The 17,033-nt window shown below is 74.3% G+C and carries 16 protein-coding genes; 2 read left to right on the top strand and 14 right to left on the bottom strand.

Annotated features, from left to right (window positions below; translation table 11 throughout):
• Positions 1-2: 2 nt before the first annotated feature.
• A complete protein-coding gene (locus AB0M29_RS17235) occupies positions 3-929 on the bottom strand; it encodes an ABC transporter permease (RefSeq protein ID WP_365383306.1) in 927 nt (308 codons plus the stop codon).
• Positions 930-1,124: 195 nt separating this feature from the next.
• Between AB0M29_RS17235 and AB0M29_RS17240 the strand changes: the two genes are divergently transcribed.
• Positions 1,125-1,751 (top strand): TetR/AcrR family transcriptional regulator, encoded by a 627-nt coding sequence (locus AB0M29_RS17240; RefSeq protein ID WP_365383308.1) that lies wholly within the window; start codon positions 1,125-1,127, stop codon positions 1,749-1,751.
• 96 nt (positions 1,752-1,847) lie between these two features.
• Here AB0M29_RS17240 and AB0M29_RS17245 read toward each other — a convergent pair whose 3' ends face one another.
• From AB0M29_RS17245 to infC, 9 genes are all read right to left on the bottom strand, one after another.
• Positions 1,848-2,654 (bottom strand): hypothetical protein, encoded by an 807-nt coding sequence (locus tag AB0M29_RS17245; RefSeq protein WP_365383310.1) that lies wholly within the window; start codon positions 2,652-2,654, stop codon positions 1,848-1,850.
• 58 nt (positions 2,655-2,712) lie between these two features.
• On the bottom strand, positions 2,713-3,900 hold the full coding sequence (locus tag AB0M29_RS17250; protein WP_365383311.1) for a PP2C family protein-serine/threonine phosphatase: 1,188 nt from the start codon (positions 3,898-3,900) through the stop codon (positions 2,713-2,715).
• 232 nt (positions 3,901-4,132) lie between these two features.
• Positions 4,133-6,658 carry a phenylalanine--tRNA ligase subunit beta gene (gene pheT / locus AB0M29_RS17255; RefSeq protein ID WP_365383313.1) on the bottom strand — a complete coding sequence of 842 codons (2,526 nt, stop codon included), beginning with the start codon at positions 6,656-6,658 and terminating at the stop codon, positions 4,133-4,135.
• Entirely contained in the window at positions 6,658-7,779 is a 1,122-nt protein-coding gene (pheS, locus tag AB0M29_RS17260) for a phenylalanine--tRNA ligase subunit alpha (protein ID WP_365383315.1), read from the bottom strand. Before pheS ends, pheT begins: the two co-directional genes overlap by 1 nt.
• A 197-nt stretch (positions 7,780-7,976) precedes the next feature.
• Positions 7,977-9,128 (bottom strand): ATP-binding protein, encoded by a 1,152-nt coding sequence (locus AB0M29_RS17265; RefSeq protein ID WP_365383317.1) that lies wholly within the window; start codon positions 9,126-9,128, stop codon positions 7,977-7,979.
• A gap of 122 nt (positions 9,129-9,250) precedes the next feature.
• A complete protein-coding gene (locus tag AB0M29_RS17270) occupies positions 9,251-10,072 on the bottom strand; it encodes an RNA methyltransferase (protein WP_365383319.1) in 822 nt (273 codons plus the stop codon).
• Positions 10,073-10,178: 106 nt separating this feature from the next.
• Positions 10,179-10,562: a 50S ribosomal protein L20 gene (gene rplT / locus AB0M29_RS17275; RefSeq protein ID WP_018564305.1), complete on the bottom strand. Its 384-nt coding sequence runs from the start codon at positions 10,560-10,562 to the stop codon at positions 10,179-10,181.
• A 98-nt stretch (positions 10,563-10,660) separates the two neighbouring features.
• Positions 10,661-10,855, bottom strand: coding sequence for a 50S ribosomal protein L35 (gene rpmI, locus AB0M29_RS17280; RefSeq protein WP_093712998.1), 195 nt, complete (start codon positions 10,853-10,855; stop codon positions 10,661-10,663).
• Between the two features lie 108 nt (positions 10,856-10,963).
• Complete coding sequence (gene infC, locus AB0M29_RS17285; protein ID WP_365383388.1) at positions 10,964-11,623, bottom strand: translation initiation factor IF-3; 660 nt, start codon at positions 11,621-11,623, stop codon at positions 10,964-10,966.
• A 356-nt stretch (positions 11,624-11,979) separates the two neighbouring features.
• Here infC and AB0M29_RS17290 point away from each other — a divergent pair, with 356 nt between their 5' ends.
• Positions 11,980-12,387: a DUF1844 domain-containing protein gene (locus AB0M29_RS17290; protein WP_365383322.1), complete on the top strand. Its 408-nt coding sequence runs from the start codon at positions 11,980-11,982 to the stop codon at positions 12,385-12,387.
• A gap of 29 nt (positions 12,388-12,416) precedes the next feature.
• On the opposite strand, the gene AB0M29_RS17295 is transcribed toward AB0M29_RS17290, so the two are convergent.
• From AB0M29_RS17295 to AB0M29_RS17310, 4 genes are all read right to left on the bottom strand, one after another.
• Positions 12,417-13,163, bottom strand: a complete 747-nt coding sequence (locus AB0M29_RS17295) for an aquaporin (protein WP_365383324.1) — start codon at positions 13,161-13,163, stop codon at positions 12,417-12,419.
• Positions 13,164-13,312: 149 nt separating this feature from the next.
• Positions 13,313-14,047 (bottom strand): SseB family protein, encoded by a 735-nt coding sequence (locus AB0M29_RS17300; RefSeq protein WP_365383326.1) that lies wholly within the window; start codon positions 14,045-14,047, stop codon positions 13,313-13,315.
• A gap of 292 nt (positions 14,048-14,339) precedes the next feature.
• Positions 14,340-15,566: a type VII secretion-associated serine protease mycosin gene (gene mycP / locus AB0M29_RS17305; RefSeq protein ID WP_365383328.1), complete on the bottom strand. Its 1,227-nt coding sequence runs from the start codon at positions 15,564-15,566 to the stop codon at positions 14,340-14,342.
• Entirely contained in the window at positions 15,563-16,576 is a 1,014-nt protein-coding gene (locus AB0M29_RS17310; protein WP_365383330.1) for a hypothetical protein, read from the bottom strand. Before AB0M29_RS17310 ends, mycP begins: the two co-directional genes overlap by 4 nt.
• Positions 16,577-17,033 lie beyond the last annotated feature (457 nt).

Genomic DNA, 17,033 nt, shown 5'->3' on the forward strand with positions numbered 1-17,033 from the left:
GCTCAGCCACGGCCGTACTCCTCCTCGGACGACCAGAAGAACGCGTACCCCGCACACCCGGCGACTACCGCCCAGCCCAGGGCCAGTGGCCACACGTGCGGCGGAAGCTGGCCACGGGTGACGCTGTCGATCAGTGCGAAACGCATCAGACCGACATATACCAGGGCGGGATTGATGTCGAGCAGCCGGACGACACCGTGGGGCGCGCCGGAGGTGATCCGGGAGAGGTCGTAGAAGATCCCGGACAGGTACATCCAGGTACGCAGAAGGAAGGGCAGGATCTGGGCGAAGTCGGTGGTCCTGCTGCCGATCCTGGCCAGCGCCAGGGCCAGTCCCGCGTTGAAGACGGTCTGCAGCGCCAGGGCGGGGACGGCGAGCAGCCAGCGGCCGGTGACCGGGACGCCGTCGGCGACCACGACGACGGACAGCACGGCGAGCGAGAGCAGCAGCTGCTGGAGCTGGGCCAGGGTGGCGGCCAGCGGCAGGCAGGCCCGGGGGAAGTGCAGGGCGCGGACCAGGCCGACGTTGTCGGTGAGCGAGCGGGTGCCACCGAGGACCGCCGACTGGGTGAAGGTGAAGACGAAGACGCCGGTGCACAGGAACGGGATGTAGTCGGTGACGCCGTGGCCCGCGCCGAGCAGCATGCCGAAGACCAGGAAGTAGACGGCGGCGTTGAGCAGCGGGGTGAGCACCTGCCAGAGCTGGCCGAGCCGTGCGTCGGTGTACAGCGCGGCCTGCCGGGCGCGGGCGAGTTCGCTGACGAAGTGGCGGCGGGCCCAGAGCCGCCGGGTGTAGAGCGCGAGTCCCGGCCGGGCGCCGCTGACACTGAGGCCGTGCGCGGCGGCGAGTACGGCGAGGCCGGGGTCGGCGGCCCGGGCACTCGGGACGGGCGGGCGTACGGCCGGTGCGGGAGCGGTGGCGACGGGCATGGGCGGCCTCCGGGTGGGCGGACGGGCGGCGGCGTTCTGCGGTGCTCAGCGGTGCTCAGCGGTGCTCAGCAGTGCTCAGCAGCAGTGCTCCGCGACGCGACGGAACGGTGCCGTCTCGTCGTCGTGTCCCGACCGTAGATCAGCCGAAGGCCGGAACGCAACCGTTCCGTCGCGTCGTGCCGTAGGGTGTTGCCCATGACCGACGACACCACCGGGCAGGACTGCGCCCCGCCCCGCAGGGCCCCCGCGGGGGCCGCGGTGCTGCGTGAGGAGGTGACCGTGGCGATCCGCGCGGCCGTCTTCGCCGAGCTGGCCGCGGTCGGCTACGGCCGGATGTCCATCGAGGGGATCGCCCGGCGCGCCGGGGTCGGCAAGGCCGCGGTCTACCGCCGCTGGCGCTCCAAGCTGCCACTGGTGCTCGACATGGTCTCCGACGTGGCCGCCGACGGCCTGCCGGTGCCGGACACCGGCTCGCTGTACGGCGACGTCCGCGCCCTGCTCGATGTGAGCGCCCGGGCGCTGAGCCACCCGGTCGCGGCGCAGATCATCCCCGACCTGCTGGCCGAGGCCGCCCGAAGCCCCGAACTGGCCGCCGCCCTGCGGACCGCCCTGCACGACACCCAGGGCGGTATCGCCGCGGCCGTCGTCCGCCAGGCCGCCGCCCGCGGCGAACTCCCCGCCACCACCGACCCCCGCCTCGCCCTCGACCTGCTGGCGGGCCCCCTCTACTGGCGCCTCGCGGTCCTCCGCACCCCCTTCACCCCCGCCGACCTGGACGCCCTCACCACGGCTGTCGTCGCCGCGCTCCGAGCGCCGGAATAGCCCTGGCACCGGGGCGGGCGCGGCGCGTTCAGCCGTGAAGTCCGCGGCCGTGGCCGCCGTGAGCGGCGTCGTCGCCGCACCAAGGGCGCAGCGCGTTCAGCGCTTGCGTCCGTGGCCGCCATGGGCGCCGTGAGCGGTGTCGTCGTCGGCGTCGTGCGGGAGCAGGACCGTGCGGTGGGCGAAGGCGCCCGCCGTGGCGGCGTCGGCGCAGGCGGCGATCACCGTGGTGCCCGCGTCGGCGATCCGGCGCAGCGCGGTCCAGACCCGGTGGCTGCCCGCGTCGTCCTGGCCGTCGTCGACCGCGTCGACCAGCAGCACCTCCGGGGCACCGACCAGGGCGAGCGCGACGGCCAGCAGCAACTGGTCGGCGGCGGGCAGGTGCTCGAAGCGGGCGCCCCGGGCCAGCACGCCGGGCAGGCCGGCGCCCGGGTGGTCGGCCACGCTCAGCCCGGCGGCCGCCAGGGCCCGGCCGACCGCGTGGACACCGGCCCGGCCGCCGACGTGGACGCCCGCCAGGTCGAGGAGTTCGCTCACCCTGTCGTACGGGTCGGGCGCCGCGGCTCCGTGGGCGCGGGCGACCGCGACACGCCGCCGTACCTCCCGGCCGGCGGCGGGCCGCCGGGCCTGACCCGCGGCGACGCCGCCGCCGCGCAGCCGCATCCGGCCGCCGAGCGCGAGCAGCAGCGAGGTGCGGCCCGGTCCGGCCGGGCCGATGACGGCGAGCAACTCCCCCGCGGGCACCGCCGGATCGGCCCCGTCGGCGAGGAGACCGTCCGCACCGCGCGGCACGCCACCGGTGCCGGTGCCGGAGGCAGCGCCCGTGCCGGGGACAGTGCCCGTGCCAAGGACGGTCGCGGTCGCGGGGGTGCCTTCGGGACTGCCGTGACCGGTCGCTGTGGCCATGCCGCCCTCTTCTCCGATTGGGGCAATTAGGGCATATCTCTACCAAGGAAGCGGCGGTTCAGCGGCGCGGCACTCCGGAGAGGGCGGTGGGACGCGGCGGGGCGGGAACCCGGGCGCCGTCCCGTACCAGGGTCAGCAGGGCCATGTCGTCGGCGAGGGTGCCGCCGGTGTGCCGCAGGACGGCCGCACGCAGCGTCGCGGCCACTACGGGACCGCACAGCGGCGCGCCGGGCCGGGGCCGGGTCACGACCAGGGCGTCGGCGAGCGGGAAGAAGCGGCCCGCCGCGTCGCGGGCGTCCTGCATGCCGTCGGTGTACAGCAGCAGCCCCTCGCCGACGCCGACCTGGCCGCGCGCCAGCGGGACCGTCTCCGCGGACGGCTCGAACAGGCCCAGCGGGGGCAGCGGTTCGCCCAGCGGCAGCGGGACGGCCACGGCGCCGAGCAGATACGGCTGCGGGTGGCCGCAGTTGACCACCTGGACATGGCCGTCGTCGGTGAGCTGGACGAGCTGCACGGTCGCGAACTCCTCCGCCACCGGATCGCGCGGCGCGTCGCCCGCAGCCGCCGGATGCTCGCCCAGGGTGCGCTCGCGCAGATGGCGGCGGAGCGTGTCGTCCAGCCGCAGCAGCACCCCGGCCAGGTCCGGCTCCTGGTAGGCGGCCTCCCGGAAGCTGCCGAGCAGCGCCGCGACCATGCCGATCGCGGGCAGGCCGTGGCCGCGCGCGTCGCCGATCAGCGCACGCACCCCGTACGGCGTGACCAGCACCTCGTAGAAGTCGCCGCCGACGTGGGCGCCGCGGCTCGCCGACAGGTACTCCCCCGCCACCTTCCAGCCGCCCGCCCGGCGCGGCAGCGGGCGCAGCAGCACCTGCTGGGCGGCCAGCGCGATCTCCCGGGTGCGGTCCAGCTCGGCGGTGAGCAGGGTGCTGCGGCCCGCGGTGCACATCGCCGCGGCTATCACGGCCAGTACGGTGGCGGCGGCGCCCAGCACCGGGCCCGCGCCGTCGAGCGTGTCGTCCCGCAGGTCGCCCGCCAGCACGGCCAGCACGAGCACCCCGCTGCCCAGCACCCAGCGCCGCCTGGCACCCGCCGCCGAGGTCAGCGCCGGCGTCACGGCCAGGGCGGGCAGCGCGTCCGCGCCCTGCGACCACTGCCAGGTCAGCAGCCCCATGACGGCCACCCACACGGCGGGCAGCAGCACCCACGGCGCCCGGCGAAGGCCGCCCACTGCACGATTGAGGATCATCCGGCGGGCTCCCCCTAGAAGCCGACGGTACGGGTGTCGGAACCGCACCCCGTGTGCCCGGCTCTCGCGTCCCGACCGATTCTGGCCACATCCGGCCGCCCGATGACCTGCCCGCCGGGGTAATCACTCGAAAGAGCGACGAAACCGCCGAACACGCGCGCGGACGTGCGGAAGGGGCCGCTCCGGTGTTCCGGGGCGGCCCCTTCCGGGGTGTGCGCGGTGCCGTGCGGCGTCAGGCGCCGCGGAGGGTGGCGCCGGTGCGCTCGGTGGCGGCGGCCACCGCGGCGTCACGGGCCGCGGTGGTCTCCTCGGCCGTCAGCGTGCGGTCGACGGCACGGAAGCGCAGCGCGTAGGCCAGGGACTTGCGGCCCTCGCCGATCTGCTCGCCGGTGAAGATGTCGAACAGCCGCAGGTCCTCCAGCAGTTCGCCCGCCCCGTCGCGCAGCGCCCGCTCGACGTCGGCGGCCGGGACCGCGGTGTCGACCACGAGCGCGACGTCCTGGGTGGCCACCGGGAAGGTGGACACCCGGGGGCCGGTCACCCGGTCGCCCGCCGCGCGCTCGACCCGGTCGAGGTCGAGCTCCATCGCGCAGGTCCGCTCGGGCAGGCCGAGCGCCTTGGTGACCCGCGGGTGCAGCTCTCCGGCGTGGCCGACCAACGTCTCGGCGCCCTCCGCCACGGTCAGCAGCGCGGCGCAGCGGCCCGGGTGGAAGGGGGCGTGCTGGTCCTGGCGGACCACCAGCTCGACCCCGGCCTCACGGGCGACCGTACGCGCCGCCTCGACCGCGTCGGCCCAGGTCGCCGGGTACCCCTTGCCCCACCAGCCGGACTGCTCACGGGCTCCGGCGAGCACCACGCCGACCCGGCGCGGCTGCTCGGGCAGCGCGGCCAGCAGCTCGGTGATCTCCTCGTCCGTCGGGCGCCGGTCGACCGGCAGCCGCGGCGGCACCGTCTCGGCGCCGGTCGGCAGGAAGACCAGGCCGGTCTCGAAGAGCGCCAGGTCGTGCGCGCCGCGGCCGATGTTGCGCCGCAGGGTGGCCAGCAGACCGGGCAGCAGGGTGGTGCGCAGGCCCGGCTCGGCGTCGGACAGCGGGTTGGCCAGCCGTACGGTACGGCGCCTGGCGTCGTCCGCGTCGAGCCCGAGCTGGTCGAAGACCTCGTCGCCGACGAAGGGGTAGCTGGGCGCCTCCACGTAACCGGCGCCCGCCAGCGCCCGGCCGACCTGGCGGCGCAGGAGCTGCGACTCGGTCAGACCGCGGCCGGACGGCAGCTTCGGCAGCGTCGAGGGCAGGTTCTCGTAGCCCTCCAGCCGGATGACCTCCTCGGCGAGGTCGTTGGGGTACGCCAGGTCGGGGCGCCAGCTCGGCACGGTGACGACCAGTACGTCGGAACCCTCGACGTCGCAGCCGATCTCCTGCAGCCGGCGTACCACCGTCTCGCGGCCGTACTCGGTGCCCGCGACGCGGTCCGGGTGGTCGGCGGGCATGGTGACGGTACGCGGCGCCGTGGGCGCGACGACCTCGGTGACGCCGGTCTCCGCGGTGCCGCCGGCGAGCAGCACCAGCAGGTCCACGGTGCGCTGCGCCGCGGCCGAGGTGGCCTGCGGGTCGCTGCCCCGCTCGAAGCGGCGGGACGCCTCGGAGGCCAGCTTGTGGCGGCGCGCGGTGCGGGCGATCGGGACCGGCGCGAAGTGCGCGGCCTCGATGACGATCTCGGTGGTGCCGGTCACCACGCCGGTCGCCGGGTCGGTGACCGGGTCGGCGATCTCCGTGTCGGCGCCGCCCATGACACCGGCCAGGCCGATCACCCCGGTGTCGTCGGTGATGACCAGGTCCTCGGCGTCGAGCGTGCGCACGGCGCCGTCGAGGGTGGTGAGCTTCTCGCCCTGCTGCGCGCGCCGGACGCCGATCGGCCCCTGGACACGGGTCCTGTCGTAGGTGTGCAGCGGCTGGCCCAGCTCGAACATCACGTAGTTGGCGATGTCCACGGCGAGCGAGACCGGGCGCATGCCGACCTTCTGCAGCCGCCGCTCCAGCCAGATCGGCGACCGGGCCTCGGGGTCGAGACCGGTGACCGTACGGGCGGTGAAGCGGTCGCAGCCGACCGGGTCGGCGACCTTGACCGGGTAGCCGAGCGCGTTCGGCGCGGGCACGTCGATCAGCGCGGGGTCGCGCAGCGAGACGCCGTACGCGATGGCGGTCTCGCGGGCGACGCCGCGCAGCGACAGGCAGTAGCCGCGGTCGGGCGTGACCGCGATGTCCAGCACCTCGTCGACGAGTTCGAGCAGCCCGATCGCGTCGGTGCCCGGCTCCATCTCCGGCGGGAGCACGATGATGCCGTCGTGGTCGTCGCCCATGCCCAGCTCGCGGGCGGAGCAGATCATGCCGTGCGAGTTGCGGCCGTACGTCTTGCGCGCGGAGATCTGGAAGTCGCCGGGCAGCACACCGCCGGGGAGGATCACCACGACCTTGTCGCCGACGGCGAAGTTCCGGGCGCCGCAGACGATCTCCTGCGGTTCACCGGTGCCGTTGGCGTCGCCGACGTCGACCGTGCAGAAGCGGATCGGCTTCTTGAACTCGGTCAGCTCCTCGATGGTGCGCACCTGGCCGACGACCAGCGGGCCCTTGAGCCCGGCGCCGAGCTGCTCGACGGTCTCGACCTCGAGGCCGGCGGAAATGAGCTTGGCCTGGACGTCGCGACCGGTCTCACCGGCGGGCAGGTCGACGTACTCCCGCAGCCAAGAAAGCGGGACCCGCATCAGATCTCCATCCCGAACGGAAGGGTGAAGCGCACGTCACCCTCGACGATGTCTCGCATGTCCTCGACGCTGTGGCGGAACATCAGCATCCGCTCGATGCCGAAGCCGAACGCGAAACCGCTGTACTTCTCGGGGTCCACGCCGCAGGCGGTGAGCACCTTCGGGTTGACCATGCCGCAGCCGCCCAGCTCGATCCAGCCCTCGGAGGAGCAGGTACGGCAGGGGCGGTCCGGATTCCCCACGGAGTCGCCGCGGCACACGTAGCAGAGCATGTCCATCTCGGCGGACGGCTCGGTGAACGGGAAGTGGTTGGGGCGCAGCCGGGTGGTCATGCCCTCGCCGAACAGCGAGACCACCATGTGGTCCAGGGTGCCCTTGAGGTCGGCCATGGTCAGGCCCTCGTCCACGGCCAGCAGCTCGACCTGCATGAACACCGGGGTGTGGGTGGCGTCCAGCTCGTCGGAGCGGTACACCCGGCCGGGGCAGATCACATAGACCGGCGGCTCGCGGTCCAGCATGGAGCGGACCTGCACCGGGGAGGTGTGGGTGCGCAGCACGACGCCCGACTCGGCCTGGCCGTCGGGGCCCTGCACGAAGAAGGTGTCCTGGGTCTCGCGCGCCGGGTGGTCCGGCGGGAAGTTCAGCGCGTCGAAGTTGAACCAGTCGGCCTCGACCTCGGGGCCCTCGGCGACCTCGTAGCCCATGGCCACGAAGATGTCCTCGATCCGGTCCGACAGGGTGGTCAGCGGGTGGCGGGCGCCGGCCGGTACGCGGTCGTAGGGCAGGGTGACGTCCACCGCCTCCTCGACCAGCACGCGGGCGTCCCGCTCCGCCTCCAGCTCGGTCTGCCGGGCGGCGAGCGCCTTGTTGACCGCGCCGCGGGCCTGGCCGACCCGCTTGCCCGCCTCCGCCTTGGCCTGCGGGGGCAGCGCGCCGATCTCGCGGTTGGCGAGGGCCAGCGGCGAGGTGCCGCCGGTGTGCGCGGTCTTCACATGGGCGAGTCCGTCGAGGTCGGCGGCGGCGGCGATCGCGGCGAGCGCGTCGTCGCGCATCCGCTCGATCTCCTCCGGCTTCAACGCCTCGACCTCCACAGGGTCGTACGACTTATTCGGTGCCGACATCATTTCCCGTTCCGCATTGGATGGTGGGTCCTCCCCGGTGGCAGACCCTGGGGGAGACTCCGGGGGGAGGCGCGGCCCTGCCCGACCGGACACATGCCAAAGCCCGATTCTACCGGCGCCGCGAGGTCGGGCTGCGCGCGCCCGTCGGGGGTCCCGCGCGGCGGCTGCCGCGGGGACGGCTCGTCCCGCGTGGCCGGTCAGGCCATGAAGGCGGGTGCCCCGACGGGCAGGATAAATCGGAACTGGGCGCCGCCGCCGGGGGCGCGGCCGACGGAGATGGTGCCGCCGTGCGCCTCGACGATGCCCTTGACGATGTACAGGCCCAGGCCGGTGCCGCCGCGCTTGCTGCCCCGCCAGAAGCGGGTGAAGACGCGGCCCATCGACTCCTCGGGGATGCCGGGGCCTTCGTCGCTCACGGTGACTGCCGTGCCTTCCGTCGTACGGTCGCCACCGGTGGCCGGGGCGGGTGCCACCTCGATGGTGACAGTCCCCTCGCCGTGCCGCACCGCGTTTTCCAGCAGGTTGCCGAGGATCTGGTCGACCTTGTCGGGGTCGGCCCACAGCGCGGGCAGCGGCCGGCCGACCTGCACGGTGAAGCGGTCGGCCCGCTGACCGGCGGCGACGTGGGCGTCCACGTGCCGCTGCACGGCGGCCCCGATGTCGACGGGCTGGCGGCGCACCTCCAGGCGGCCGGAGTCGATGCGGGAGATGTCGAGCAGCTCGGCGATCAGCCGGGTGACCCGGTTGGCGTCCGCGTCGACGGTCTCCAGCATCAGCTTCTTCTGGTCGTCGGTGAAGCGCTCCCATTTGGCCAGCAGAGTGGCGGTGAAGCCCTTCACTGAGGTGAGCGGCGAGCGCAGCTCGTGGGCGACGGTGGCGATCAGCTCCGCGTGGCTGCGTTCGGTACGGCGCCGGGCCTCGGTGCCACGCAGGGTGACCACCAGCCGCCGGATCGGGCCGGTGGGGTGTTCGCGCACATAGCGGGCGGCCACCAGGACCTCGCGTCCGCCGGGCAGCAGCAGATTGCGCTCCGGCTGGCCCGCGCGGATGGCGAGGCCGCCGTACGGGTCGGTGAGCTGCCACCAGCGGCGGCCCTCCAGGTCCTCCAGCGGCAGCGCGTGGTCGACCTTGCGGCCGAGGACGTCGCGCGGGTGCAGTGCGGTGATCCGGGCGGCGGCGGCGTTGAAGCAGATCACCTGCCCGGTGCCGTCGGCGACCACCAGGCCGTCGGGGAGGTCGTCGGGGTCGATGCCCAGCCCGGTGGCATCACCGGAGGCATCCCCGGCGGATCCGGCCGGTACCGCGCGCCCCACCGCGCGCGTGCCGTTCTCGGACACCCTCACGTCCATAACCCCGCCCCCCCTCTCCGGGCCCCGGGCCGCCACCCTACTAGGGCCGGTCCGCCCGATCTAGGCCGGTTGGGGCGCGGCGTCCGATGCGTGCACGTGCCGGAGCGGAAGCCGCGCGGGCGTTAGAGCCGGCAGCCGCCGGGGGCGCGCTGGGCGCGGGCGGAGGCGTACAGGCACACCGCGGCGGCGGTCGCCAGGTTGAGGCTCTCGGCGCGACCGTGGATCGGGACCCTGACCACCTCGTCGGCGAGCGCCCGGGTCTCCTCCGGCAGGCCCCACGCCTCGTTGCCGAAGACCCAGGCGGTGGGGCCGCTCATGGTGCCCTCGTCGAGTTCCGCGTCCAGGTCGCGGGTCCCGGCGCCGTCGGCGGCGACCACCCGCACACCCGCGGCGCGCAGCCCCGCGACGGCCTTCTCCACCGGCACCCCCATCGCGACCGGCAGATGGAAGAGGCTGCCGGCGGAGGCGCGTACCGCCTTGGGGTTGTACGGGTCCACGGAGGCGTCGGTGAGCACCACCGCGTCGGCGCCCGCGGCGTCGGCGCAGCGCAGCACCGTACCGGCGTTGCCCGGGTCGCGGACATGGGCGAGGACCGCGACCAGCTTGGGCCGGGCCCGGAGGATCTCCTCGAAGGGCGAGTCGAGGAAGTGGCAGACGCCGACCAGGCCCTGCGGGGTGACGGTGTCGGAGATCTCCGCCATCACCTCGGGTGTCGCGGTCAGCACCGGCGCCCCGGCGGCGCGGGCGGCCGCCACGATGTCGGCGTGCCGCTCGGCCGCCTCAGCGGTGGCGTACACCTCGATCAGGTGCGGCACGGCCTCCCGGACGGCCTGCGGGCCCTCGACGAGGAAGCGGCGCTCCTTGCCGCGGAAGCTGCGCTTGGCCAGCCGGTGGGCGGCGGTCACGCGCGTGGAGCGCAGCGAGGTCAACTCGGGGGTGGCCATGGGGGGGTTACTCGCTTCCGTCAGGACAGGCCACGGGCCCGCAGGGGCATACCACCCGCGGGCCCGGAACCGTACTTGCCTGTCGCCGCACGCGCGGCGAACCGCGTCACGCCGCCTTGGGGGCGTTCACGTCGGAGGGCAGCGCCTTCTGGGCGACCTCGACGAGCGCCGCGAAGGCGTTCGCGTCGTTGACGGCCAGCTCGGCGAGGATCTTGCGGTCGACCTCGACGTTGGCGGCCTTCAGACCCTGGATGAAGCGGTTGTAGGTGATGCCGTTGGCGCGGGCAGCGGCGTTGATCCGCTGGATCCAGAGCTGACGGAAGTCGCCCTTGCGCTTCTTGCGGTCGTTGTAGTTGTAGACCAGGGAGTGGGTGACCTGCTCCTTGGCCTTGCGGTACAGGCGCGAACGCTGGCCGCGGTAGCCGCTGGCCTGCTCCAGGATTGCCCGGCGCTTCTTCTGGGCGTTGACTGCCCGCTTGACGCGTGCCACTTGATAACTCCTTCTAGGGGACCGCGGGGGAACTCACGCGATCCGGAAACGATGGGGGTCCCGGTCCGGGACGATGCGCCCCCGAGGGGGCGCGGACGTCACTTGCCGAGAAGCTTCTTGATCTTCTTGGCGTCGGACTTGGCGACCTCAACGGTTCCGCTCAGGGAACGCGTCTTCGAGCTCGGCTTGTGCTCCAGGTAGTGACGGATACCGGCGCGCTCGCGCAGCACCTTGCCGGAGCCGCTGATCTTGAAGCGCTTGCTCGCGCCGCTGTGCGTCTTGTTCTTCGGCATGGCGCCGTAGTCTCCTCGTCGCTGGCCCTCCCGTCCGCCCGGAGGCATACGGAGAGCGTCAGTCCTGCATTACCGGCCCGGGGCGGTGGCCCCGGGTTGTTCTTCGTCTCAGCCGGCGTCGGCCTGTGCGTCGACCTGCTGCTCGGCGTCGGCCTCGGCCGGGGCCTCGTCGGCCGGTGCCTCGTCGGCGCTGTCGCCGAGGCGACCCGCCTTACGGGCTGCCTGCGCCTCGCGGGCCTCCGCCATGGCCTCGGTCTTCTTCTTGTGCGGACCGAGGACCATGATCATGTTGCGGCCGTCCTGCTTCGGGTTCGACTCGATGAACCCGAGGTCCTGGACGTCCTCCGCGAGCCGCTGCAGCAGCCGGTAGCCGAGCTCCGGCCGGGACTGCTCGCGACCACGGAACATGATCGTGATCTTGACCTTGTCACCCTGCTTGAGGAACCGGACGACGTGACCCTTTTTGGTGTCGTAGTCGTGCGGGTCGATCTTCGGCCGGAGCTTCATCTCCTTGATGACCGTGTGCGCCTGGTTCTTGCGCGCCTCACGGGCCTTCATGGCCGACTCGTACTTGAACTTCCCGTAGTCCATGAGCTTGCACACGGGCGGACGGGCGTTCGCCGCGACCTCGACCAGGTCGAGGTCGTACTCCTGCGCGAGTTCCAGTGCCTTGGCAAGCGGCACGATGCCTACCTGCTCGCCACTGGGACCGACAAGTCGCACCTCGGGAACGCGAATCCGGTCGTTGATGCGGGGCTCGGCGCTGATGGGGCCTCCTCGGTTGCACCACGCGACTGACTGGCCGACAGCCGCGCATGAGTCTGTATTCGTCCGACCCCGTGACCAAGGCGCAAAAAACGCCCCGTACGGGACACAGGCGGGGCTCCTCACAACCGGGGAGCACCGCCGCGTTATTCCCGCGGGGCGCATCGGACGGAGTCTGTCGGCACCTGCCGACGGAGACCGTCTGACCGGGGACCCGTCGGCCCGAGGGGCCGACCAGGTGGGAGATCGGAGCCTCCACTTGATGGCCGGACACACTGATGTCCGACCGGTCGTTCACTCAGCATACCAGCGCCTGCCCGAAGCCCGTAATCGGCCGGACGGGGCATATCGTATGCGGCATGAGCGACCCGACCACTCCCCCGGCCACCCCGTCCGACCTGCCCGCCGAGCCCGCCCAGGGCGCCGGCGGGGCGCCGGACTTCGACGCGCTGACCCGCGACATCGCGGACGTGCCCGCGGTCGAGGTGATCACCACGGTCGCCGTCCACCTGATGAGCTCCGCCGCGGTGAACCTGGGGCTGGCCGAGGAGGGCGCGCACCACAAGGACCTCGACGAGGCGCGCAAGCTGATCCAGGCGCTGGCCGGTCTGGTGACCGCGAGCGCCACCGAGATCAGCTCCTTCCACGCCGCCCCGCTGCGGGACGGCCTGAAGTCTCTGCAGCTCGCCTTCCGCGAGGCGTCCCTGGTGCCGGACGAGCCGGGCCAGGGCCCCGGGGAGAAGTTCACCGGTCCGGTCTACGGCTAGCGGTCGGGCCGCCGGAGGGACCCCTGGAGTCAGGCGCCGCCCTCGGCAGCGGCCTGCTCGGCCTCCACGGCGGCCGTACGCGCCTCCTTGACCGCGGCGATCGCCGGGTGCGTCACCCGGTGCACCAGCGCGGCCATCGCGCCGCCGACCAGCGGCGCCACGATGAACATCCACACCTGGGAGAGCGCGGCGCCGCCCGCGAAGACCGCCGGGCCGAAGCTGCGCGCGGGGTTCACCGAGGTGCCGGTCAGCGGGATGCCGACGAGGTGCACCACGACCAGCGCCATGCCGATCGGGATGCCGCCGAAGCCCACCACGGCGACCCGGTGGGTGACCGCCAGCCAGACGAAGACCAGCAGGAAGGTCAGCACCACCTCGGCGACGAAGGCGCCGGGGACGTTGATGCCGACCGCCGAGCGGTACCCGTAGCCGTTGGTGCCGAACGCGCCGCGCGTCTTGAGCCCGGGCACCTGCTTGGCGACCAGGAAGAGCAGCGCGGCGCCCGCGATGCCGCCGAGGAACTGCGCGATCCAGTACTCGACCGCGGTACGGAAGCCGATCCGCCGGGCTACCAGCATGCCGAGCGTCACGGCCGGGTTGACGTGCGAGCCCGACAGCGGCCCGATCGCGTAGCAGAGCGCGAGCAGCACGAAGCCGAACGCCAGGGCGATGCCCAGCGTGCCGATGTACTCGCCTGACAGCACGGCGGCTCCCACCGCGAAGAAGACCAGCAGGAGCGTGCCGAGGAATTCGCAGGTGACGGTGGGCTTGTCCATGGGACCTCCTCGTGACGGGCGCGGCCCGCATTCGCCATTGTGATCTTGGGGGCGAAGCCCCCGTATGTGGGGGTGAATCGCCCGGATGTGCGGCACGCGGGCGGCTCGGCCGCCTCGCCGGGCCGCGCCCCTCGGCGGCCTGTGCGGCCTCAGCGCGAGAAGAGCGGGGTGCCGGGGACGGTGAGGTCCGGTGGCAGCAGCGCGAGGTCGAGGCCCCGTACCAGCGCGGCGCGCAGCACCTCGTCGGCCGCCAGCGCGGCGGCGATCCTGCCGCCGGTCTCCTGGACGTCCGCGTCCGGCGCCAGGACCAGCCCCAGCGTGCCGTCGCTGTCCGCGCCCGGCGTCAGGTACGCGCGCACCACTCCCTGCTCGGCGGCGACCGCCACGCGCAGTGCCTCGCGCACGGCCGGGTCCTCCAGCGGGTCGGCCCGGCCGGGCCCGAGCGAGGCGGCGCGCAGCGCGGGGCCGGTGAGTTCGTACGTCACCGGCCCGGCGAGATCGATCAGCAGCGTGTCGGCCTGCTCGTGGGCCAGCGCCTGCAGTGCCTGCCGCAGCGGTACGGCCACCGGCCGCGCGTCGGGACGCCATCGGGCCAGCGTCTCGGTGGAGGTGAAGGCGGGCAGCGCCCGCCGGCCGTCGGGCGCCTGGATGGTCGGCACCGCCATGTCGCTGCTCTTCTCGCGCCGCAGCCCGTCGGGCCCGGTCTCGGCCTCCCCGAGCACCGCCACCACCGGCACCAGCAACCGGGCACCGTGCAGCGCCGCGATCACCGACTCCTCCGTCCCGCGATCCTTCGCGTATCCGGCCAGCGCGTCCGCGAGTGCCGCGTCCGCGGAGCCGTCGTCGTCGGAGAAACCGGGATCGGGAATGTTCTTGGCCGCCACGCTCGCACCCTATCCGCCACCCCACCCCGCACTTGCGTTGGGCCAGGCACCGAACGCTGCGCTTGCGGAGGCCCTGTGCCCCGAAGGGGCGCGGGGAACTGCGCGACCAGCCGTCGCGGGCCTGCAGGTCACCACCGGCCCCAATGGGGCAGACGCGTTGTCTCCCGACCACCGGCCCGGTGGGGGCGGGCCGCGCAGTTCCCCGCGCCCCTACGGGGCACGACCGGTGCCTGGTCCCCCGCAAGCGCAGCCCGCGTCCCCGCGCCCCTACGGGGCTCGGCTTCTTCCGCCGTCAGGCGGGGTGGCGGCGGGGGCGGAACCAGAGGAGGGCGGCGGCGGCGATCAGGGCGGCGCCGGTGGCGGCGAAGGCGGTGGCGAGACCGTCGCCGAGGATCTGGTCGTGGTCGGCGGGGTGGGCGGCGGGGGCCGGACCCGAGCCGAAGTAGGCGTGCGGATACCGGACCGCGGTGGGAACCAGCGGCCCGGGCTTCATCTTGGCCGCGGCCGCCAGCGCCGCGGCCGGGTCGATGAGCCCGGTGCCGAGTTCGTCGGAGCGGCCGCCCGCGGGCTTGTGCCGGGTGGTGCTCTCCAGCACCTGCTTGATCTGGGCCGGACTCAGCTTGGGGTCCGCCGAGCGCAGCAGCGCGGCGGCGCCCGAGACGTAGGCCGAGGCCGCGCTGGTGCCCCAGCCCTCGTAGTACGTGCGGTCGGGGTCGGCGATCACGACGTCCACGCCGGGCGCGGACACCGACTCGTACCACCGGCTGGTGGAGAAGCCCGCGTGCGTTCCGTACTTGTCGACCGCGGCCACCGCGATGACGCCGGGATACGCGGCCGGGTACGACGACCGGTCGGCCTCCTCGCCGCCGTTGCCCGCCGAGGCCACCACCACGACGCCCTTGCTGAGCGCGTACTTGATGGCGTCGTCCTCCGCGGCGACCGGCGAGGCGGTCGCGCTGTCGTCGCCGAGCGAGAGGTTGATGACGTCGGCGCCGTGGTCGACGGCCCAGCGGATGCCCAGCGGCAGGGCGTCGCCGCGGCTGGTGCGGGCCTTCGCGCGCTGCGGGTCCTTGTCCTCCAGGATCACCCGCACCGGCAGGATGCGGGCCTGCGGCGCGATACCGAGCACCCCGGAGCCGTGGCCGGGGCCGTGCCCGTGACCGGCGATGATGGCCGCCATCCCGGTGCCGTGCTTCGCCCACACCCCGTCGCCGCGCTTCGCGCCGAAGCCGACCATGTCCTTGCCCGGCAGCACCTGGCCGGTGAGGTCGGGGTGGGTGCCGTCGACGCCGGTGTCCAGCACCGCGACGGTGACGCCCGCGCCCTTGGTCGTCTGCCACGCCTGTTGCGCGTGCAGGGCGTCGAGCGCCCAGTCGGCGTTGCGTACGGCGTCGGCCGCGGCCGGCGGGGTGGACAGCGCCACGACGGCGGCGCCCGCGCCGAGGGCGGTCAGCAGGCGGCGGACCGCGGTACGGCCGGGGCGGCGGTCGCGGGCCCCGGGCGCGGGCGTGGTACTCATCGGGACTTCTCCGTACTGGGGCGGCCGCCGTCCGGGCTGAGCAGCGTGCTCGCCGCGGTGTGCAGCCGGTCGTCGACGGCGGAGGCGAGGCCGGTCGCGTCATAGCCGAGACCGGCCTGGGCCGGGACGGTGGTGGCGCCGTCGGCGTCGGCCTTGTCGGCGGGCTGTGCGGTCAGCGTGCGGCCGTCGGCGAAGCCGCTCACCGCGTAGACGACGAAGGGCAGGTCGGCGGCGACCTGCACGTCCCAGCTCCCGCGCTGCCTGGGCCCGAAGGAGGAAGCGGGCGTGCCGGGGAACGCCACCGGGCGCGGCATCAGGTCGGCCCGCTCGCCGAGCCGCTGCGCGGTCCAGCGCGCGTTGAGCGTCCGCATCACCGGGGACTCCGCGGTGCCGACGAGCACGCCCACCGTGGTGACGGTCGTGGACGTGCTGTCCACGTACGTCGCCCGCAGCAGCTTCAGGCACCCGGCAGGTGCCAGCACCCGCTGCAGCAGCGGGTCGAAGGCGCCGGTGCAGCCGCCGGGCGCCGCCACGCCGATCCGCGTCCAGGTGCGGTCGGCGCCACCGGGGCCGCCGCCCTTCGCGGTCTCGGTGCGCGGGAAGAGCGTGTCGACGGGCGTGCTGTGCCACACCTGCCGGACCGCCGCGAACGCCTCCACGCTCCCGGCCGCGGGCGGCTGCGCGACGCGCGGCCCGTGGTTGATCACCGCGCCCGCGATCGCCCCGCCGATCAGCCCGAGGCCGAGGACCACGCACAGCGCGACCGCCGCCCGCGTCCCGGCGCCACGCGGCGCCCGCACCGGAGGCTGCGGGGCGAGCGGCACGGACGTGTACGGCGAGGACACCGCGAAGGGGTCGTGCGGATACGCGTACCCGGACCCGGACCCGTACCCGGACCCGGGAGGCGCCGCGGACCACTGCGCCGCGTACGGCGGAGGCGCGGCGGCCTGCTGCCGCGGCGGTGCGTACGGCGGCTGCGCGGCAGGACGCTCCCCGGCGTACGGCGGCACGGCGGATCGCTGCGGCGGCGGGTCAGGCGTGTGCCGAGGCGGCTCAGGAGCACGCGGCGGTGGGGCCGCCGACGGCTGGGGGGCGGGCGGCTGCTCCGGGGTCCGAGTCGGCGGCCGGGGCGCGGGCGAGGGCTCCGGGGCGGGCTTCGGTGCGCGCGGCGGCTGCGGTATCGGCGGGGGTGCCGTCGGGGGCGGGCCCACGTGCGGGGCCGGGGCGGTCAGCGGCACGGGCGGCATCCCCGGCGGCGGGGGCGGCGGCGTGGTGGGCCGCGCCGGCGGCTCGTCCGGCGGGGGCGGAGGGCCGGCGTGCCCGGCCGGTATCGGGGGCGCGGCGGGCGGGGGCGGGGCCGACGGGCGTGGCTGGGGGGTTCTCGGCTGGAGTGAGGGGAACGGAGACGCGGAGCCTCCCCCGTTGTCCACTCCGGTACTCACCGACGCCCCCCTGTGACCTGTCCGT

It is taken from the genome of Streptomyces sp. NPDC051976, assembly GCF_040680795.1.
Lineage (GTDB): Bacteria > Actinomycetota > Actinomycetes > Streptomycetales > Streptomycetaceae > Actinacidiphila.